This window comes from Vibrio chagasii (genome assembly GCA_041879415.1).
GTDB lineage: Bacteria > Pseudomonadota > Gammaproteobacteria > Enterobacterales > Vibrionaceae > Vibrio.
Map to the genome: position 1 here is coordinate 205,509 of CP090853.1, position 19,228 is coordinate 224,736.

The following is a 19,228-nucleotide window of genomic DNA, read 5'->3' on the forward strand; positions in this document are numbered from 1 at the left end:
GATGCAATGAGTGAAGCCCACGTTTATCCGGTAAAAGAAAATATTAAATCAACCACACACGCGGATAATGACACTTACCTAGCCATGTACCAACAATCTGTTTCTGACCCAGAAGGCTTTTGGGGTGAACACGGAAAAATCGTGGATTGGATTAAGCCATTCACAAAAGTAAAAAATACCTCTTTCGATCCAGGCCACATCGATATTCGCTGGTTTGAAGATGGCACACTCAACGTGTCTGCTAACTGTATTGACCGACACCTTGCTGAGCGCGGTGATGAAGTCGCAATCATCTGGGAAGGCGATGACCCTGCTGATGATAAAACCCTCACTTTTAATGAATTGCACAAAGAAGTGTGTCTGTTCTCTAACGCTCTAAAGGAGCAAGGCGTACGTAAAGGCGACGTAGTTTGTCTGTACATGCCAATGGTACCTGAGGCTGCGGTTGCTATGCTGGCGTGTACTCGTATTGGTGCGGTTCACACAGTAGTATTCGGTGGTTTCTCACCAGAAGCTCTGTCAGGTCGTATTATCGATTCGAATGCTAAAGTCGTGATCACAGCCGATGAAGGCGTGCGTGGCGGCCGAGCTGTTCCTCTTAAGAAAAACGTCGATGAAGCACTGACTAACCCAGAAGTGAAAACCATCGAAAAAGTGATGGTGCTTAAGCGCACTGGCGGCGATGTTGCATGGCATGAGCACCGTGATATTTGGTGGCATGAGGCGACAGCAAACGTATCAGCAGACTGCCCACCAGAAGAGATGAATGCGGAAGACCCACTATTTATCCTTTATACATCAGGCTCAACAGGCAAACCAAAAGGTGTAATGCATACTACCGGTGGTTACCTTGTTTACGCAGCGATGACCTTTAAATACGTATTTGATTACCAAGAAGGCGAAACCTTCTGGTGTACTGCCGATGTGGGTTGGATTACTGGCCACACATACCTTGTTTACGGACCACTGGCTAACGGCGCTAAGACAATCCTGTTTGAAGGTGTACCAAACTACCCGAACACAAGCCGCATGAGCGAAGTGGTTGATAAGCACCAAGTCAACATTCTTTACACTGCACCAACAGCTATTCGTGCATTAATGGCGAAAGGCAATGAAGCGGTTGAAGGCACATCTCGTGACAGCTTAAGAATCATGGGCTCGGTAGGTGAACCTATTAACCCAGAAGCGTGGGAGTGGTACTACAAAACGATTGGTAACGAGCAATCTCCAATTGTTGATACATGGTGGCAAACCGAAACGGGCGGTATCCTAATTGCCCCACTACCGGGCGCTACCGACCTAAAACCGGGCTCAGCGACTCGTCCATTCTTCGGTGTACAACCTGCGCTAGTAGATAACATGGGTAACATCATTGAAGGCGCTACCGACGGCAACCTCGTCATTCTAGACTCGTGGCCTGGTCAAATGCGTACCGTTCATGGCGATCATGACCGTTTTGAGCAGACATATTTCTCTACCTTCAAAGGCATGTACTTCACCAGTGATGGTGCTCGTCGTGATGAAGACGGCTACTACTGGATTACTGGTCGTGTTGATGACGTACTGAACGTATCTGGTCACCGTATGGGTACTGCTGAGATTGAGTCAGCGCTAGTTGCATTCGATAAGATTGCAGAGGCTGCGATTGTCGGTATTCCTCACGACATCAAAGGCCAAGCGATTTACGCTTACATCACGCTTAATGATGGCGAGTTCCCAACCGCAGAGCTTCATAAAGAAGTGAAAGACTGGGTACGTAAAGAGATCGGCCCTATTGCGACACCAGATGTACTGCACTGGACCGATTCATTACCGAAAACACGTTCAGGTAAGATCATGCGTCGTATCCTACGTAAGATAGCAACGGGCGATACCGGCAACCTTGGTGATACTTCAACGCTAGCTGACCCAAGTGTAGTTGATAAGCTGATCGCAGAGAAAGCTGAATTGGCATAACAGCTATCACATCAGAATCACTGTTTAAAACAGAACATTTCCAAACCGTCACCTATGTGGCGGTTTTTTTATGGCTGATCTTGCTCTCAAATATCCACATTACAATTAAGGCAATAACGCTTTTTTGTTAAGTTGGTAACAATTTCACTTGCTATCAATAGGAGATTAGACCAGTAAATTGCTGCGATTTGCGCTGAATTAGCTATAATCTGGTTCTAATTTTTAAATTTGGGTTTTTCTCACTGGAAATTAACCTCAAATTTTCAATAAAATGGCAACATTCACGGTCGTAATCACGATAAAGGAAGATAGCCCCACGATGTCTACAAAGTTTCGCATTCTAGTTTTAAATGGCCCAAACCTTAACCTGTTAGGCCTAAGAGAACCGGCACACTACGGCTCTCAAACACTTGACCAGATTATTAGCTCACTAACCGAGCAAGCGAAAACACAAGATGTTGAGCTATCGCACTTACAGTCAAATCGTGAGTATGAACTGATCGAAGCTATCCATAGTGCATATCAAGATATTGATTTCATTATCATCAACCCAGCAGCCTTTACACATACCAGTGTGGCGTTGCGTGATGCACTACTTGGTGTAGCGATCCCATTTATTGAAGTGCACCTATCGAATGTTCACGCACGTGAACCTTTTAGGCACCACTCTTACCTCTCAGATAAAGCAGAAGGGGTAATCTGTGGCTTAGGCGCACAAGGCTACCAATTTGCTTTGACTGCTGCGATTCACAAGTTGCAGTCAAAATAACGAACATAACCGAACTAATAGACACCAGCTCTAGTCATAGAGCATGGTTAATTAACAAAAGAGAAAGAAACGATGGATATTCGCAAAATCAAAAAGCTGATCGAATTGGTTGAAGAGTCTGGTATCGCAGAACTAGAAATCTCTGAAGGTGAAGAGTCAGTACGCATCAGCCGCAACGGCACTGCACCTGTAGCAGCACCAATTCAATACGCAGCAGCTCCGGCTCCAGCAGCGGCACCAGCTCCTGCAGCAGCTCCAGCTCCAGCGGCGGCTCCAGAAGCAGCTGAAGCTCCAGCAGCAGTAACTGGCCACCAAGTTCTTTCTCCAATGGTTGGTACGTTCTACGGCGCACCAAGCCCAGACGCAAAACCATTCGTAAAAGTTGGTCAACAAGTTAACGCTGGCGACACACTATGTATCGTTGAAGCAATGAAGATGATGAACCAAATCGAAGCTGATAAGTCTGGTGTTGTAACTGCAATCCTTGTTGAAGACGGCCAACCAGTTGAGTTCGACCAAGCTCTAGTAATTATCGAATAATAGAGAAGCCTCATTATGTTAGATAAATTAGTAATCGCGAACCGTGGTGAGATTGCACTACGTATTCTGCGAGCATGTAAAGAGCTAGGCATTAAAACGGTTGCTGTTCACTCAACAGCTGACCGTGACCTTAAGCACGTACTGCTAGCAGACGAAACCATTTGTATCGGTCCTGCTCGTGGTATCGATAGCTACCTAAACATCCCTCGTATCATCAGCGCAGCTGAAGTTACGGGCGCTGTTGCTATCCACCCTGGTTACGGCTTCCTATCTGAAAACGCAGACTTCGCTGAACAAGTTGAACAAAGCGGTTTCATTTTCGTTGGTCCTAAAGCAGAAACTATCCGCATCATGGGTGACAAAGTTTCAGCAATCACGGCAATGAAGAAAGCAGGCGTACCTTGTGTACCTGGTTCTGACGGTCCGCTAAACGACGACGAAGCAGCAAACAAAGCACATGCTAAGCGCATTGGCTACCCAGTGATCATCAAGGCGTCTGGCGGCGGCGGCGGTCGTGGTATGCGTGTTGTTCGCACTGAAGGTGAACTAACAGAAGCAATCGCAATGACACGTGCTGAAGCAAAAGCATGTTTCAACAACGACATGGTTTACATGGAGAAATTCCTAGAAAACCCACGTCACGTTGAAGTACAAGTAATTGCTGACGGTCAAGGCGGTGCTATCCACCTTGGTGAGCGTGACTGTTCAATGCAGCGTCGTCACCAGAAGGTTGTTGAAGAAGCGCCAGCTCCAGGTATCACTGAAGAGATGCGTAAATACATCGGTGAACGTTGTACTCGTGCATGTCTAGAAATCGGCTACCGCGGTGCAGGTACATTTGAATTCCTATACGAAAATGGCGAATTCTACTTCATCGAAATGAACACTCGTATTCAAGTAGAGCACCCAGTAACAGAGATGGTAACTGGCGTTGACCTAATCAAAGAGCAACTACGTGTTGCTGCTGGTCAACCTCTATCTTTCACGCAAGACGATATCAAGATCAAAGGTCACGCGATCGAATGTCGTATCAACGCGGAAGATCCAGAGAAGTTCCTACCTTCACCTGGTAAGATTGAGCGCTTCCACGCTCCTGGTGGTATGGGCGTTCGTTGGGACTCTCACATCTACACTGGCTACACAGTTCCACCACACTACGATTCAATGATCGGTAAGCTAATCACTTACGGTGAGAACCGTGATGTTGCGATTTCTCGTATGAAGAACGCACTAGGTGAGATGATTGTAGAAGGCATCAAAGTAAACATCTCTCTACAAGAGTCGATCATGAACGACGAGAACTTCCAACACGGTGGTGCAAACATCCACTACCTTGAGAAGAAACTTGGTCTTCAATAGAAACTAGCCTCGTGTAATTTGTTCTTAAATGAACAAAATAAAATGCTCACTTTGGTGGGCATTTTTTGTTTTTAAGCGTCCAAAAAACGCAATCAATATTCCCCATTATATTCCTTGGGGTTTTGGTGAATTTGCTCATATTTTCTGCTAGACTCGCCATCCAATTTTTCTCATATAGAAGATTCAGCCATGCCTTGGATTCAAATCAAGCTTAATGCTACCAATGAAAATGCCGAACAAATCGGCGACATGTTAATGGAAGAGACTGGTGCTCTATCTGTAACTTTCCTGGATGCACAAGATACCCCTGTATTTGAGCCTCTGCCGGGTGAAACTCGCCTTTGGGGTGACACTGACATTCTTGCGCTTTACGACGCTGAGATTGATACAGGTGTCGTTCTAGCGCAGATTAAAGCAAGCAACATGTTCCCTGCAGACTTTGCTCATAAAGTTGAGCAAATTGAAGACAAGGATTGGGAACGTGAATGGATGGACAACTTCCACCCAATGAAGTTTGGTGAGCGTTTATGGATTTGCCCAAGCTGGCGCGATATCCCTGAACCTGACGCGGTAAACGTAATGCTAGACCCTGGCCTTGCATTCGGTACTGGCACTCACCCAACAACAGCATTGTGTCTTGAGTGGCTTGAAGGATTAGATCTGACAGGCAAAACCGTTATCGACTTCGGTTGTGGCTCAGGCATCCTAGCGATCGCAGCGATCAAACTAGGCGCAGCAAAAGTTATCGGGATCGACATTGATCCTCAAGCACTACTAGCATCAAAAGACAACGCAGAGCGCAATGGCGTTGCAGAGCAACTTGAGGTGTTCTTGCCACAAGATCAGCCTGAAGGCTTGCTAGCAGACGTTGTCGTTGCCAACATTCTTGCCGGTCCACTGCGCGATCTTTCAGGCATCATTAAAGGCTTAGTTAAGCCAAATGGTGTGCTTGCGATGTCGGGTGTTTTAGATACACAAGCGGAAGATGTTGCGACTTATTATCGTGATGAGCTTCACATTGATCCGATTATCGAGCAGCAAGAGTGGTGTCGAATCTCTGGTCGCAAGCAAGGCTAGACAAGACTTTGGGCGCTAATTGATTGAATTTTATGCAAATTACAAAAACAAATTGTAAATGCTCAAATATTAGTCTTTTCACGCAGCGAAAAAATGCGTAAAATGCGCGCCCTTGCTGGTACAGAACTGTGATGACGTTTTGAAAATCGGAAATTATCAACTTAAGAACAATCTAATCGTCGCTCCAATGGCTGGCGTAACGGATAGACCATTCCGTGAGTTGTGTCTTCGCTACGGTGCGGGGATGGCAGTCAGTGAAATGATGTCCTCCAATCCAAAGGTTTGGAAAACGTCGAAGTCTCAGCAGCGTATGGTACATGAAGGCGAATCGGGCATTCGTTCAGTACAAATCGCTGGTGCAGATCCACAGCTTATGGCCGAGGCTGCGCAATTCAATGTAGATAACGGTGCGCAAATCATCGATATCAACATGGGTTGTCCAGCAAAAAAAGTGAATAAGAAGCTTGCGGGCTCTGCCCTACTTCAGTATCCAGACCTCATTGAAGAGATCTTGAAAGCTGTAGTAAACGCAGTCGACGTTCCAGTAACGTTAAAGACTCGTACAGGCTGGGATACAGATAACAGAAACTGTGTCCAAATCGCTAAAATAGCCGAAGACTGCGGCATACAGGCACTTGCCCTTCACGGGAGAACTCGCGCTTGTATGTACAAAGGTGAGGCAGAATACAAACACATTAAAGCGGCGAAACAAGCTGTATCTATTCCGGTTATTGCTAACGGTGATATCGATAGCCCGGAAAAAGCGAAGTTTGTGCTGGAGTACACCGGCGCTGACGCTTTAATGATTGGTCGTCCTGCCCAAGGTCGTCCATGGATTTTTAACGAAATCCTACACTATTTGGAAAACGGCACCACGATGGACCCACTCCCGATTTCGGAAGTGAAAGACATCATGCTTGGCCATGTTCACGCTCTACATGAATTTTATGGAGAGTTTTTAGGCCCTCGCATCGCTCGTAAGCATGTGGGTTGGTACCTAAAAGAACATGAACAAGCGAGTGAGTTTCGCCGTACCTTCAACGCACTCGAAGCAGGTGATCTGCAGCTTGAGGCGTTAGAAGGTTATTTTGATAACGTTGCACCATAATTACGAGAAGAGCTAGACCGAATATGTTCGAACAAAATCTGACTTCAGAAGCATTGACAGTGACTACAGTAACATCACAAGACCAAATCACGCAGAAACCACTACGTGATTCAGTGAAAGCATCATTGAAAAACTACCTTGCTCAATTAAACGGTCAAGAAGTCAGCGAGTTATACGAACTAGTATTAGCTGAAGTTGAACAGCCACTACTAGACACCATCATGCAGTACACTCGCGGTAACCAAACTCGCGCAGCAACTATGATGGGTATCAACCGCGGTACTCTTCGCAAGAAACTTAAAAAATACGGCATGAACTAATCGTTCTTTCGTAATTAATTGAATTGAAAGCCAAGCTCATTCATTGAGTTTGGCTTTTTTTTGGCTTGTAGATTGGAAAACGAAGAAATGGGTAATGAGAGATAGGCTTTCCTTTAAACTAATGAGCCTATCAGCTACAACAACGGCCTTTTTCAACATTTTCTGAATCTAGTGCAGCCAGAATCGAACAATGGCTAGCGTTGTCATCTATGTGGCCACAACACGCATCGTTAATCTTTTTAAGCGCAGTGCGAATCTTGGTTAACTCAGTAATCTTCTCATCAATCATCTCCAACTTGGCGGTGGTGATGGACTTCACTTCGGCACAGCTATGTTGCGTCGCTTCCAAGCGAATCTCGAGCAATTCTTTAATCTCATCTAAACTAAGCCCCAACTCTTTAGATTTGAGAATAAAGGTCACCTGTTTTTGGTTATTTTCATCATATAGGCGATAACCCGATTCACTGCGGCTCGCTGGGGCAATCAAATTATTTTTTTCATAAAAGCGTAAGGTATCGGCTGTCACACCGCATCGTTTCGCTAATTCACCGATCTGAAACATGTTTTTCCCTAATCCTTCGTCCATTTCACAATTAACCTTATCGTTACTTTTTAGGCTGAAATGGCACTTTTCATAATTATTTTTGAGATGCCAAACGATTGCGCGAGCTTTTTTGTAATAAATTAGTTAGAATCTGCGCCATCAAATTTGGAGTTGGTTATCTTATAGCTTAATCGTAAGACTAACCTCAAAGGTCTTTACCAAAACTGGCCAATATTTTATCTCTTACTGGAATCTAGAATAATCCACGTTGAGAAGATAGAAACAAGTTCTTTTTTGGCAAATATCTTTATTTTAACCCCATGAATTTGAGGAAGATGGAAGCATGAATAACGCTCGTCCAATTCGCCGCGCTCTAATCAGCGTATCAGACAAAACTGGTATCGTTGAATTTGCACAAGCTCTTGCTAACCGTGGTGTAGATATCCTATCTACCGGTGGCACTGCTCGCCTGCTTGCTGAAAAAGGCATCTCTGTTACAGAAGTATCTGACTACACTGGTTTCCCAGAAATGATGGACGGCCGTGTTAAGACTCTGCATCCAAAAGTTCATGGTGGTGTTCTAGGCCGTCGCGGCCAAGACGATGACGTGATGGAAACACACGGTATCAACCCTATCGATATGGTTGTTGTAAACCTATACCCATTCGCAGAAACCGTTGCCAAAGAAGGTTGTACGCTTGCTGACGCTGTTGAGAACATCGACATCGGTGGTCCAACAATGGTTCGCTCTGCAGCGAAAAACCACAAAGACGTAACTATCGTTGTTAACGCTCACGACTACGACCGTGTTATCGCTGAAATGGACGCGAACGAGAAGTCTCTAACACTAGAAACTCGTTTCGACCTAGCTATCGCAGCATTCGAACATACAGCTTCTTACGACGGCATGATCGCTAACTACTTCGGCACTATGGTTCCATCTTACGGTGAGAACAAGGAAGGTGATGAAGAGTCTAAATTCCCTCGCACGTTCAACCAACAGTTCGAGAAGAAACAAGACATGCGCTACGGTGAGAACAGCCACCAAGCAGCAGCATTCTACGTTGAAGCAAACCCTGAAGAAGCATCAGTTTCTACTGCTCGTCAAATCCAAGGTAAAGCTCTTTCTTACAACAACATCGCTGACACAGATGCAGCACTTGAGTGTGTGAAAGAGTTCGACGAGCCAGCATGTGTGATCGTTAAGCACGCTAACCCATGTGGTGTAGCACTAGGTGAAAATATCCTAGAAGCTTACGACCGTGCGTTCAAAACAGACCCTACGTCTGCATTTGGCGGCATCATCGCATTCAACCGCGAACTAGACGCAGCAACAGCAACGGCTATTACTGAGCGCCAATTCGTTGAAGTTATCATTGCTCCTTCTGTTTCTGCTGAAGCAGTAGAAATCGTAGCGGCTAAGAAAAACCTTCGCCTACTTGAGTGTGGTGAGTGGACAACTAAGACAACTGGCTTTGACGTGAAGCGCGTTAACGGCGGCCTACTGGTTCAAGACCGCGACCAAGGCATGGTGTCTGAAGATGACCTGAAAGTAGTTTCTAAGCGTCAGCCAACGGCTGAAGAGCTAAAAGATGCCCTATTCTGCTGGAAAGTAGCGAAGTACGTGAAATCTAACGCGATCGTTTACTCGAAAGGTGACATGACTATCGGCGTAGGCGCAGGCCAAATGAGCCGCGTTTACTCTGCGAAAATCGCAGGCATCAAAGCTGCAGACGAAGGTCTACAGGTTGAAGGTTGTGTAATGGCATCAGACGCATTCTTCCCATTCCGTGACGGTATCGACGCGGCTGCAGAAGCTGGCATCAAGTGCGTTATCCAACCGGGTGGCTCTATGCGTGATGACGAAGTTATCGCAGCAGCAGACGAGCACGGCATGGCGATGATCTTTACTGGCATGCGTCACTTCCGCCACTAATTTCCTCTTCGTATTTGGCACTGTGGCGTCGTTAGCTGCTTTCGCCCACCCCGGTCACATAGCGGGCTATGCTCCCCGGGGATGGGCTCAATTGCTGCCTAGCCACATCACCAACTACTTTGAGCAAAACTTATTTAATTTAGCTAATTTGAAATACTCTTATTTTTAGGAATTTTTCATTTTAGAGCAAAGCCATATTGATAAGGTCAAGGAGAGCTCGCGGAGTTTATAACTATAAATGAGCAAGCTCGACGCAGAGATTAACAATATGGCGCAGCTATCAAAGGATAAATAAAATGAATGTATTGATTATCGGTGCTGGCGGTAGAGAACATGCTTTGGGTTGGAAAGCAGCACAAAACCCAAACGTTGAAACAGTTTTCGTCGCTCCAGGTAACGCAGGGACTGCACTTGAGCCAAAACTTGAGAACGTAAACATCGGAGTTGAAGACATTGCTGGTCTAGTGGCGTTTGCTCAAGAGAAAAAAATCGAACTGACTATCGTTGGTCCAGAAGCACCACTGGTTATTGGTGTGGTTGACGCGTTCCGCGAAGTGGGCCTGCCAATCTTTGGTCCAACTCAAGCGGCGGCTCAGCTAGAAGGCTCTAAAGCATTCACTAAAGACTTCCTAGCTCGTCACGATATCCCAACCGGTTCTTACGCGAACTTCACTGAGATTGAGCCAGCTATCGCTTATGTTCGTGAGCAAGGCGCACCAATCGTTGTTAAAGCTGATGGCCTTGCCGCTGGTAAAGGCGTTATCGTTGCGATGACTCTTGAAGAAGCAGAAGACGCAATCAAAGACATGCTAGCAGGCAACGCATTTGGCGAAGCTGGCAGCCGCGTGGTTATCGAAGAGTTCCTTGAAGGCGAAGAAGCAAGCTTCATCGTGATGGTTGACGGCTCTAGCGTTCTGCCTATGGCCACCAGCCAAGACCACAAACGTGTTGGCGACAAAGACACTGGTCCTAACACGGGCGGCATGGGTGCTTACTCTCCAGCTCCAGTGGTAACGCCTGAAATCCACAACCGTATCCTTGAAGAAGTTATCTACCCAACAGTACGTGGTATGGATGCAGAAGGCGCACCTTACACTGGTTTCCTTTATGCGGGCCTAATGATCGACGCTGACGGCACTCCGAAAGTTATTGAATACAACTGCCGCTTCGGCGATCCAGAAACGCAACCTATCATGATGCGTATGGAGTCAGACCTTGTTGAACTTTGCCTAATGGCTATAGACGAGAAGCTGGACGAAGCAGAATCTAAGTGGGATCCACGTGCTTCTATCGGTGTTGTTCTTGCGGCTGGCGGCTACCCTGCTGACTACGCAAAAGGTGACGTAATTTCACTGCCAACAAGCGAAGTTGAAGGTCAAAAGATTTTCCACGCTGGTACTGCAAATAACGAAGCTGGCGATGTTGTGACAAACGGTGGTCGTGTACTTTGTGCAACAGCACTAGGTAACACGGTTTCTGAAGCTCAAGAGCGTGCTTACGCGCTAACTAAGCAAGTGAGCTGGAATGGTATGTTCCACCGCAATGACATTGGTTACCGTGCGATTGCGCGCGAGCAAGAGCAGTAATCACTGTTATCACTCGCTTACTTTCCAATAACAGTAAGTAAATGACAGCAAGCCAAGAATAGAAAAAGGCGCCTTAGTGGGCGCCTTTTTTATTGTCCGACATACACATGTACAGACTAATAAGTATTTAGCCTACCGTAGGCCAAATGCTTTTAATGATCTATTCGCTACTCTTCAGCAGTGATGGTCTTGCAACACAATCATGGCTTTCTTCCGCTAACATCAATAGCTCCTCTACCGTGATTTTTCCTAGTGAGTCACTGCCAAGAAACGCCGCATAACTTTCCACTGATGCCAAACGGTTAATCACAAAGTTGGGTAAGGCTTGGTTAATATCGATGCTTGAAAACTCTTTACCCGAGCAAGTTTCGAAAGATTGACCGTTCCAATAACCTTGGACCAATTTGAACCCTTCGTCATTCTGCTTAGCCGTGGTCTCTAAGACCTGTGAGGCTTCTTTCTTATAGTTCTCTAACTGTGAAGAGCGGATAGGTAGAATTTTGCCAGCAATGCGGTACTGCTGGTACACAGCTTCGCCTGACTTGTTGAAACGTACATGAACACGATATGGGGCCAGTTCATTCGATGCGTTGCGTTGCTCGCCTTCACGGATAAACTCGCGAAGTACACCTTCCGACCAGGCATAATCAGTTTGATACAAACCGTAATCACCGACGGTAACGTAATCTGCTGATGTATGAGGTTGCGTGAGCTTGTTGGTCACCCAGTAAAAACTTGTCGCGTCGCCCATGACTTGGCCGCCGGTGTAAGTTTCAAATTGTTCTAGGTTTTTGCGAGGGCTTGTTGAAGAACAGCCAATGAGAAATGTAGATAATAGTGAAACGAGGAGAAATGCTTTTTTCATAAAAACCTGTACCGAGGTGGAATACGACTACCTCGGTACAGTTTAGATTATTTCACTGAATCTTTCAGCGCTTTACCTGCAACAAATGCTGGAACGTTTGCAGCAGCGATTTGGATCTCATCACCAGTTTTTGGGTTACGACCAGTGCGAGCTGCACGGTGGTTTACTTTAAAAGTACCAAAACCAATTAGCTGAACTTGATCGCCATCTTTAAGAGCATCTGTTACACCACCAAGAGTCGCTTCTAGAGCAGCTTTAGCTTGTGCTTTAGAAAGGTCCGCTTTTTCAGCAATAAAGTCGATTAATTGAGTCTTGTTCATTTTAGGTTTCCCTTCTTTGTATTTTTGAATTCAATTCACTCTAAAACATAAATGCCCCATCTGGCAAAGGTTTGTCGCCGATCTTTGACTCTAATGCCGTAGTTTTAGCCATAATATGAGTAATAACTCACAATTTGTTACTGATTTTATTAAGCAAGCCCTTGTTTAAAAGGGGCTGAGCGCAAAATTAATGATGACCTAGCCACTACTTTTTCTCTATAATCCACGCTGAATCGCTGATAAAGCGTACAATTTAATTTAAGGGCAAACATGCTGCTGCTAACTATTTACGTCTCCATCGCCATTGGAGTTTCTTTCATTTGTTCTGTTTTGGAAGCTGTACTTTTGAGTATTAGTCCGAGCTACATCGCTCAACTAAAACAAAATGGGCATCCTGCAGCAGAGTCGTTAGACAAACTGAAAACAGACATCGACCGCCCACTGGCGTCAATTTTAACGCTTAACACCATCGCGCACACAATCGGTGCTGCAACTGCAGGTGCACAAGCGGCGGTTGTTTTTGGTAGCCAATGGTTAGGTGTATTCTCTGCCGTACTGACTCTAGGTATCTTAGTACTGTCTGAAATCGTTCCAAAAACAATTGGTGCAACTTACTGGCGTCAACTTGCGCCAGCATCGGCAACCGTACTTCGTTGGATGGTGTTCTTCCTAACCCCGTTTGTATGGTTCTCAGAGCAAATTACTAAGCGCTTGGCTCGTGGTCACGAAGCACCAAAAATGCGTGACGAGCTATCTGCAATGGCAATTTTGGCAAAAGAAAGTGGTGAGTTTGCAGAAGGTGAATCGAAAATCCTAAGTAACTTATTAGGCATTCAAGATGTGCCTGTGACTCAAGTAATGACACCACGTCCGGTTGTGTTCCGTGTCGATGCTGAAATGAGCATCAATCAGTTCCTTGCGGACCATAAAGACACGCCATTCTCACGTCCGCTGGTTTACAGCGAGCAGAGTGACAACATCATCGGCTTTGTACACCGCTTAGAGCTGTTCAAGCTGCAACAAGCGGGTTGTGGCGAAAAGCCACTAGGTGACGTAATGCGCCCTATTCACGTATTACTGAATAACCTGCCATTACCAAAAGCGTTCGATCAGATGATGGCTCAACGCCTTCAGCTATCTCTTGTAGTGGATGAATACGGCACAATTCAGGGCATCATTACCCTAGAAGACATCTTTGAGCACCTAGTAGGTGAAGAGATTGTTGATGAAGCGGATAAAACGACCGACATGCAAGAGTTGGCGTTCCAACGCTGGGAAAAATGGAAAGAGAAACACGGCGTAATTGAGAGCCGCGATGAAGAAGACGAGTTGGAAGAAGAAACTCAAGCAGATAGCGATACTTCAGATTCGAAGGCAACCGACAAAGAGCAAGCGTCTAAAGAAGAGAAAAAAGACGCTTAATCTGAATTGGTTATCAATAGATACAACAAAGGCTCCCAAGGGAGCCTTTGTTTTTATATGTACTTTGGTTCGATTGCGGACTTATAGAGTAACGCCAATGTTACTTACTGGTTCTTCACGCAGTTCGTGGCGTAAGTCTTTAATCAACTCGATATCACGTTCCGTCGCTTCACGCAGTGGCCTGAAAATGGCCCACTGAACGTCCCACTCTTCACATACCGCTTCGTTTTCTTTCTGATTTTCGTTGGTCACTTCTTCAGCGCCTTGAGCAAACTCAAGCTCAGCAACCGTTTTAACCGACTGTTGGCTTACTTTAATTACAGCCTCAAACATATGCTCGCGGTCAAGCAGACCATGAACAAGCGTTGCCAAACCTTGGCAAGCGTCCATTGCAGGGTAAACACCATAGAAGTCAAAATCGTCTGCGCTAGGGAAAAGTTCTTCAACCTTCTCTAATTGGCGTTCAAAGTTCACCTTCGCCGTTTTAACCGTTAGGATTTCCCAAATACTATCCAAAACATCACGATAGATTCGAGCTTCCGCAAATTCTGTATTCTCACAAAACATGGCATAGTTAGGGTACATACGCTCGCATAGACACGCCATAAAGGTAATTTGTTGCCAAGGTTCTAACTTTTCAAGACGAACCTGCAGTGGATTCTGAAGCATAGTCACTCAATAATTGCAGAAAAAGACAGCGAAAGTGTACTTGATAAACCCTGGGGGGAAAAGGTAAGCCGATGAACAATTTTACTAATAAGCTCTATATTGCTACTGAGCATGACGATACTTACGTACAACTGATTCTAAACCAAGATTTACCCGACCTAGAAATCACTCAAAACCCAGAGTCTGCAGAGATCGTATTAGCCTCACCTCACCTCATCGCTGATCGTCTGGATGAATTTACGCAGTTAGATTGGCTACAAAGTACCTACGCTGGTATCAATAAACTCACTCAGCCCAACCTGCGCCATGATTACACCCTAACTAACGTGAAAGGTATCTTCGGGCCAGCGATCGCAGAGTACGTACTAGGTTATACCATTAGTCACTTCAGACACTTTTTCCACTACCACCAGCAACAACAGCAACAAAATTGGCAACCTCAGCTTTATACTAGCCTTACCGATAAAACCATGGTGGTTTTAGGTACGGGTTCAATTGGCAGTCATCTAGCGCAAGCCGCATCAGCCTTTGGTATTCACACCATAGGAGTCAATCGCACAGGCATTCCCCCAAAGCACGAAGCCTTTAAAGATACTTTCCATATCAATGAACTAGAGGCGGCTCTCAAGCAAGCGGACATTGTGGTCAACACGTTACCTTCAACCGCTGAAACCTATCAACTGCTCAACCAAACGACCCTTGGCTACTGCTCTAACGTACTGCTGTTCAATGTTGGGCGAGGCGAAAGCATCGATAACAAAGCGCTGTTATTGGCGATTAAAAACCGTTGGGTTGAGCATGCATTCCTTGATGTGTTTGAACATGAGCCTCTTTCTCAAGATCACCCTTTCTGGAAACTGCCACAAGTCACTATTACACCGCACATTGCCGCACTCAGTGAACCGAGACAGGTGGTCGAGATCTTCGCAGAGAACTACAAGCAGTGGCGAGATGGATTTACCCTAAACCATGTCATCGACTTTAATAAAGGTTACTGATGAGCTCACCATTACTCACCGAGATAAGACAGTGCCGAGCTTGTGAACCCCACCTTTCACATGGTGCTAACCCGGTTATCCAAGCCCCCCCAAATGCACGCTTGCTGATCATTGGGCAAGCGCCAGGTATCAAGGTGCATGAATCCTCCATCCCGTGGAATGACGCCAGTGGCGAGCGATTAAGAGAATGGCTAGGGATAGACAGCGATACCTTTTATGACGAACAAAAGGTCGCGATTGTACCTATGGGTTTCTGCTACCCAGGTAAAGGAAAGAGTGGCGATCTGCCACCACGTAAGGAGTGTGCTGAGCTCTGGCATAAGAAAGTATTGCAGTCACTGCCCAATGTTCAAATGACACTTTTGATTGGGCAGTATGCGCAAAACTACTATTTGAAAGAAAGAGCCACCAAGACACTGACAGAGACTGTCAAAAACTGGCAGGTTTGGGCACCAGAGTTTTTACCACTTCCCCACCCTTCACCACGCAATAATATTTGGCTCAAGAAGAACCCATGGTTTGAAAGTGAGGTTATTCCTTACATACGCAAACACATCTCAGAGCATTTGGCCTACCATGATCCAAATGCCTAATGAGCTGCACACAGCCGAAATTAAACGAGTATAGAATTACCAATCTGAAGGAAATAAAAAAGCGCTGCCAGTTACCCAGCAGCGCTTTCAATTATCTTACTCAGAATTACTTATGGTACGGCTTAGATAGTTCGTGAACAGCATCAACGAACACACCAGCGTTTTCTGGCGGCACATCTAAGTGAATACCGTGGCCTAGGTTAAATACATGGCCAGTACCAGCATCACCAAAGCCTTCAAGGATAGTCGATACCTCTTCACGAATACGCTCTGGAGAAGCGTAAAGCATTGAAGGATCCATGTTACCTTGCAGAGCAACCTTATCACCCACACGCTTAACTGCGTCTTGGATGTTGATAGTCCAGTCTAGGCCAACTGCATCACAGCCCGTTGCAGCGATCTGCTCTAGCCACATACCACCGTTCTTAGTGAATAGTGTTACTGGTACACGACGACCATCGTTTTCACGGATTAGACCATCAACGATTTTGTGCATGTATTGCAGTGAGAATAGGTTGTAATCACGAGGAGTCAGTACACCACCCCATGTATCAAATACCATTACCGATTGAGCACCCGCTTTGATTTGCGCATTTAGGTATTCGATAACGCTGTCTGCTAGCTTATCTAGAAGTAGGTGCAGCGTTTGTGGTTCTGCGTACATCATCTTCTTGATTTTAGTGAACGCTTTAGAGCTTCCGCCTTCAACCATGTAAGTCGCTAGAGTCCATGGACTACCAGAGAAACCGATCAATGGAACTTCGCCGTTCAAATCTTTGCGGATCTGACGTACTGCGTTCATTACGTATTGCAGCTCACCTTCTGGATCTGGCAGGCCAATTTTTTCTACGTCAGCTTTGCACGTGATAGGACGCTCAAACTTAGGACCTTCACCTGTCTCAAAGTACAAACCTAGGCCCATAGCATCAGGGATCGTTAGGATGTCAGAGAACAAGATTGCCGCATCAAGCGGGAAACGACGTAAAGGTTGAAGGGTTACTTCTGATGCAAGTTCCGCGTTTTTGCACAAAGACATGAAGTCGCCTGCTTCTGCACGCGTTGCTTTGTACTCTGGAAGATAGCGGCCAGCTTGGCGCATCATCCATACCGGTGTGTAATCAACAGGCTGCTTTAAAAGTGCGCGTAAATAGCGATCGTTCTTTAATTCGGTCATTCCGTTAAATTCCAATTCAATCTTGTCTAGTTTTGATGGCAAGTATTCTAACACTGATTGAGGGGTAAAAGCTGTGTGCTTTGCAACCTAGATCAAGTTATTAACTTTTAAATCAATGCTTAATTTGCACCCAATTAAGGGAGCATGTTAAAAATTTGTTCGCTAGCGAAAATTACAATTATAACACCTGAGTAGTCACTACTCAGCATCTCATAACGACATCTTACTTACCCCCTCCACTTGTGGAGGGTTTTTTTTAGCTTTTGACCACCCATAGGCCAAATACTATTACAGGCGATTTAGTGCTCCAACGCTTGTTCTGCTACGCCCGCTTTGATCACGTCATCAACCGTTTTCTCTATCAATTGTCTCGCAATGGTGCCCACAGGAGCCACATCTGGCAGGGTCGTCACATCAAACCATTGCGCGTCGGATAGCTCGCTATAATCTGGCTTGAGCGTACCACCAGCATAATCAGCAAGAAAGCCCATCATCATACTCGACGGGAATGCCCAGGGTTGGCTGCCAAAATAGCGAATATTATCCACATCAATCCCCGTCTCCTCTTTCACTTCACGAGCAACACACTGTTCCAAGGTCTCTCCGACCTCTAGAAAGCCCGCTATAACGGTATACATGCCCGTTTTATGCCTTGGGTGCTGCGCGAGTAATATCTTGTTGTCGTTGCGTACAGCGACAATGATGCATGGGAAAATACGCGGGTAATGAAGAGTACGACAGTCTCCACATTGCATCGCCACTTGATTATGGTTTAGGTGATTACGGCCACCGCACTGCGGGCAAAAACGCATGCTCTGGGTCATGTGACCATATTGGATGGCTTTACTTGCAGTAAGAAAACTCGATTCAGGCCAGTGTAATAACTCTCTTAGGTTGACCATGGTCAGCTCTGCCTCAACGTCACAGTCGTTCAACCAATAGACTTTACGACCTTGATGCTGACCAATACAGATTGCATGCTCAACACTCAGCCCTAGCTCGTCGGCAGAGCCGAAAGGAAACTGATCATTATTAACCCAAATATCACTACCGGAAACGACGCACCAATAAGCTTGCTCTGTCATTTTCTTATCACTTTTTTTTAACATCCCTATGCCTCATTGCTTGCAGTTCGTTCATTTTACTGGCAATCTAATTTCATACTAGAGTTGTGGCAGAGAATATTTCAAGCTATTACTTTTAGTAGATATCGATAAACGGACCCTGCTTAGGCAATTTCAATGATCACACGGTTGTGATCAGATCATGAGGACATGGTCATGCTAAATAAATTTAAACAAATACAAGAACAATGGGGTGGCTCAAGCGAGGTCATCGATCATTGGCTCGAAACTCGACAAGCTCTCATCGTCGAATATTGCAAGCTAGGTGCCTTGCAGCCAGCTAGCAACGGGCAATCAAACGTTGTTGAACTCCCTTCTCCTAAAGAAATCAGCTCATTCTGCGATCATGTTGTCGATTATATCTCAGAAGGCCATTTTAAGATCTACGATATGGTCATGAAGAAATGGCAAGCAACAGGCTTTAAAACCAATGACGAGATTGATACAACTTACGCGAAGATCGTACTCACAACCGAGCCGCTTCTAGAGTTCAATGATAAGTACGTTAAAGTAAGTGCAAACGATGAGTTGCCTAACTTCGAAGGAGATATGTCGAAAGTAGGTGAACTACTCGAAGTACGTTTTGAAGTCGAAGATACTCTTATCCAGCTTATTGCAGACAGCTTAGCGATTCCACCAGGCGCTTAGTTAACTGAACCCTTAATAAGCTTGCCTCTGTGCAAGCTTTTTGTTTTGCCTATAACTCCCCTGCCCACTCAACTCTGTTGAAGCCTAATTACCACCAGCAAACCATCAATCCGTATCTACGACCCATCCACGATTATCCTCTTGCCACCGATGCTTGTGATTCACCGGCTAGCATCAGTAAAAGCACGCACGAATCCACATACCAATAACCCAAACGCCA

19 protein-coding genes are annotated in these 19,228 nt (G+C 45.6%); 13 read left to right on the forward strand and 6 right to left on the reverse strand.

The features are described 5' to 3' along the window. Window positions 1–6: 6 nt before the first annotated feature. The 7 genes from acs to fis all read left to right on the forward strand — a co-directional run bounded on the left by acs (window position 7) and on the right by fis (window position 7,129). On the forward strand, window positions 7–1,956 hold the full coding sequence (gene acs, locus L0991_23130) for an acetate--CoA ligase (protein XGB65673.1): 1,950 nt from the start codon (window positions 7–9) through the stop codon (window positions 1,954–1,956). Window positions 1,957–2,275: 319 nt separating this feature from the next. Beyond that, entirely contained in the window at window positions 2,276–2,725 is a 450-nt protein-coding gene (aroQ, locus tag L0991_23135; protein ID XGB65674.1) for a type II 3-dehydroquinate dehydratase, read from the forward strand. Between the two features lie 72 nt (window positions 2,726–2,797). After that, entirely contained in the window at window positions 2,798–3,265 is a 468-nt protein-coding gene (accB, locus tag L0991_23140) for an acetyl-CoA carboxylase biotin carboxyl carrier protein (GenBank protein XGB65675.1), read from the forward strand. Window positions 3,266–3,280: 15 nt separating this feature from the next. Continuing rightward, window positions 3,281–4,624, forward strand: a complete 1,344-nt coding sequence (accC, locus tag L0991_23145; GenBank protein XGB65676.1) for an acetyl-CoA carboxylase biotin carboxylase subunit — start codon at window positions 3,281–3,283, stop codon at window positions 4,622–4,624. A 189-nt stretch (window positions 4,625–4,813) separates the two neighbouring features. Further along, on the forward strand, window positions 4,814–5,701 hold the full coding sequence (gene prmA, locus L0991_23150) for a 50S ribosomal protein L11 methyltransferase (GenBank protein XGB65677.1): 888 nt from the start codon (window positions 4,814–4,816) through the stop codon (window positions 5,699–5,701). Window positions 5,702–5,840: 139 nt separating this feature from the next. Beyond that, window positions 5,841–6,809, forward strand: a complete 969-nt coding sequence (gene dusB / locus L0991_23155; protein ID XGB65678.1) for a tRNA dihydrouridine synthase DusB — start codon at window positions 5,841–5,843, stop codon at window positions 6,807–6,809. Window positions 6,810–6,832: 23 nt separating this feature from the next. Then, on the forward strand, window positions 6,833–7,129 hold the full coding sequence (gene fis, locus L0991_23160; protein ID XGB65679.1) for a DNA-binding transcriptional regulator Fis: 297 nt from the start codon (window positions 6,833–6,835) through the stop codon (window positions 7,127–7,129). A gap of 130 nt (window positions 7,130–7,259) precedes the next feature. On the opposite strand, the gene zntR is transcribed toward fis, so the two are convergent. Beyond that, window positions 7,260–7,691, reverse strand: a complete 432-nt coding sequence (gene zntR / locus L0991_23165) for a Zn(2+)-responsive transcriptional regulator (protein ID XGB65712.1) — start codon at window positions 7,689–7,691, stop codon at window positions 7,260–7,262. Window positions 7,692–8,016: 325 nt separating this feature from the next. Between zntR and purH the strand changes: the two genes are divergently transcribed. After that, window positions 8,017–9,609, forward strand: a complete 1,593-nt coding sequence (purH, locus tag L0991_23170; protein ID XGB65680.1) for a bifunctional phosphoribosylaminoimidazolecarboxamide formyltransferase/IMP cyclohydrolase — start codon at window positions 8,017–8,019, stop codon at window positions 9,607–9,609. Between the two features lie 296 nt (window positions 9,610–9,905). After that, window positions 9,906–11,195, forward strand: a complete 1,290-nt coding sequence (gene purD / locus L0991_23175) for a phosphoribosylamine--glycine ligase (protein ID XGB65681.1) — start codon at window positions 9,906–9,908, stop codon at window positions 11,193–11,195. Between the two features lie 160 nt (window positions 11,196–11,355). Here the strand turns inward: purD and L0991_23180 are convergent, their stop codons facing one another. Next, the gene (locus L0991_23180) at window positions 11,356–12,060 is read right to left on the reverse strand and encodes a DUF1481 domain-containing protein (protein XGB65682.1); all 705 of its coding nucleotides are present in this window, start codon (window positions 12,058–12,060) and stop codon (window positions 11,356–11,358) included. Between the two features lie 47 nt (window positions 12,061–12,107). Then, window positions 12,108–12,380 carry a DNA-binding protein HU-alpha gene (gene hupA, locus L0991_23185; protein ID XGB65683.1) on the reverse strand — a complete coding sequence of 91 codons (273 nt, stop codon included), beginning with the start codon at window positions 12,378–12,380 and terminating at the stop codon, window positions 12,108–12,110. Between the two features lie 270 nt (window positions 12,381–12,650). Here hupA and L0991_23190 point away from each other — a divergent pair, with 270 nt between their 5' ends. Next, on the forward strand, window positions 12,651–13,802 hold the full coding sequence (locus tag L0991_23190) for a hemolysin family protein (protein XGB65684.1): 1,152 nt from the start codon (window positions 12,651–12,653) through the stop codon (window positions 13,800–13,802). Window positions 13,803–13,883: 81 nt separating this feature from the next. Here the strand turns inward: L0991_23190 and L0991_23195 are convergent, their stop codons facing one another. After that, on the reverse strand, window positions 13,884–14,471 hold the full coding sequence (locus L0991_23195; protein XGB65685.1) for a DUF416 family protein: 588 nt from the start codon (window positions 14,469–14,471) through the stop codon (window positions 13,884–13,886). A 71-nt stretch (window positions 14,472–14,542) separates the two neighbouring features. Here L0991_23195 and L0991_23200 point away from each other — a divergent pair, with 71 nt between their 5' ends. Then, window positions 14,543–15,469: a D-2-hydroxyacid dehydrogenase gene (locus L0991_23200; protein XGB65686.1), complete on the forward strand. Its 927-nt coding sequence runs from the start codon at window positions 14,543–14,545 to the stop codon at window positions 15,467–15,469. Continuing rightward, the gene (locus L0991_23205) at window positions 15,469–16,062 is read left to right on the forward strand and encodes a uracil-DNA glycosylase family protein (GenBank protein XGB65687.1); all 594 of its coding nucleotides are present in this window, start codon (window positions 15,469–15,471) and stop codon (window positions 16,060–16,062) included. Before L0991_23200 ends, L0991_23205 begins: the two co-directional genes overlap by 1 nt. A 106-nt stretch (window positions 16,063–16,168) precedes the next feature. Here the strand turns inward: L0991_23205 and hemE are convergent, their stop codons facing one another. Further along, window positions 16,169–17,236, reverse strand: a complete 1,068-nt coding sequence (hemE, locus tag L0991_23210; protein ID XGB65688.1) for a uroporphyrinogen decarboxylase — start codon at window positions 17,234–17,236, stop codon at window positions 16,169–16,171. 299 nt (window positions 17,237–17,535) lie between these two features. Beyond that, complete coding sequence (gene nudC / locus L0991_23215) at window positions 17,536–18,345, reverse strand: NAD(+) diphosphatase (protein ID XGB65689.1); 810 nt, start codon at window positions 18,343–18,345, stop codon at window positions 17,536–17,538. A gap of 165 nt (window positions 18,346–18,510) precedes the next feature. On the opposite strand from nudC, the gene rsd reads away from it, so the two are divergent. Then, window positions 18,511–19,008 (forward strand): sigma D regulator, encoded by a 498-nt coding sequence (rsd, locus tag L0991_23220; GenBank protein ID XGB65690.1) that lies wholly within the window; start codon window positions 18,511–18,513, stop codon window positions 19,006–19,008. Window positions 19,009–19,228: the final 220 nt, after the last annotated feature.

What these genes read in the sequence shown, in the direction of transcription:
- rsd (XGB65690.1), top strand. Translation starts at nt 18,511, where the DNA reads ATGGTCATGCTAAATAAATTTAAACAAATACAAGAACAATGGGGTGGC.
- purH (XGB65680.1), top strand. Translation starts at nt 8,017, where the DNA reads ATGAATAACGCTCGTCCAATTCGCCGCGCTCTAATCAGCGTATCAGAC.
- hupA (XGB65683.1), bottom strand. Translation starts at nt 12,380, where the DNA reads ATGAACAAGACTCAATTAATCGACTTTATTGCTGAAAAAGCGGACCTT.
- L0991_23180 (XGB65682.1), bottom strand. Translation starts at nt 12,060, where the DNA reads ATGAAAAAAGCATTTCTCCTCGTTTCACTATTATCTACATTTCTCATT.
- purD (XGB65681.1), top strand. Translation starts at nt 9,906, where the DNA reads ATGAATGTATTGATTATCGGTGCTGGCGGTAGAGAACATGCTTTGGGT.
- L0991_23205 (XGB65687.1), top strand. Translation starts at nt 15,469, where the DNA reads ATGAGCTCACCATTACTCACCGAGATAAGACAGTGCCGAGCTTGTGAA.
- nudC (XGB65689.1), bottom strand. Translation starts at nt 18,345, where the DNA reads ATGTTAAAAAAAAGTGATAAGAAAATGACAGAGCAAGCTTATTGGTGC.
- acs (XGB65673.1), top strand. Translation starts at nt 7, where the DNA reads ATGAGTGAAGCCCACGTTTATCCGGTAAAAGAAAATATTAAATCAACC.
- prmA (XGB65677.1), top strand. Translation starts at nt 4,814, where the DNA reads ATGCCTTGGATTCAAATCAAGCTTAATGCTACCAATGAAAATGCCGAA.
- accC (XGB65676.1), top strand. Translation starts at nt 3,281, where the DNA reads ATGTTAGATAAATTAGTAATCGCGAACCGTGGTGAGATTGCACTACGT.
- L0991_23200 (XGB65686.1), top strand. Translation starts at nt 14,543, where the DNA reads ATGAACAATTTTACTAATAAGCTCTATATTGCTACTGAGCATGACGAT.
- aroQ (XGB65674.1), top strand. Translation starts at nt 2,276, where the DNA reads ATGTCTACAAAGTTTCGCATTCTAGTTTTAAATGGCCCAAACCTTAAC.
- hemE (XGB65688.1), bottom strand. Translation starts at nt 17,236, where the DNA reads ATGACCGAATTAAAGAACGATCGCTATTTACGCGCACTTTTAAAGCAG.
- L0991_23190 (XGB65684.1), top strand. Translation starts at nt 12,651, where the DNA reads ATGCTGCTGCTAACTATTTACGTCTCCATCGCCATTGGAGTTTCTTTC.
- fis (XGB65679.1), top strand. Translation starts at nt 6,833, where the DNA reads ATGTTCGAACAAAATCTGACTTCAGAAGCATTGACAGTGACTACAGTA.
- zntR (XGB65712.1), bottom strand. Translation starts at nt 7,691, where the DNA reads ATGTTTCAGATCGGTGAATTAGCGAAACGATGCGGTGTGACAGCCGAT.
- accB (XGB65675.1), top strand. Translation starts at nt 2,798, where the DNA reads ATGGATATTCGCAAAATCAAAAAGCTGATCGAATTGGTTGAAGAGTCT.
- L0991_23195 (XGB65685.1), bottom strand. Translation starts at nt 14,471, where the DNA reads ATGCTTCAGAATCCACTGCAGGTTCGTCTTGAAAAGTTAGAACCTTGG.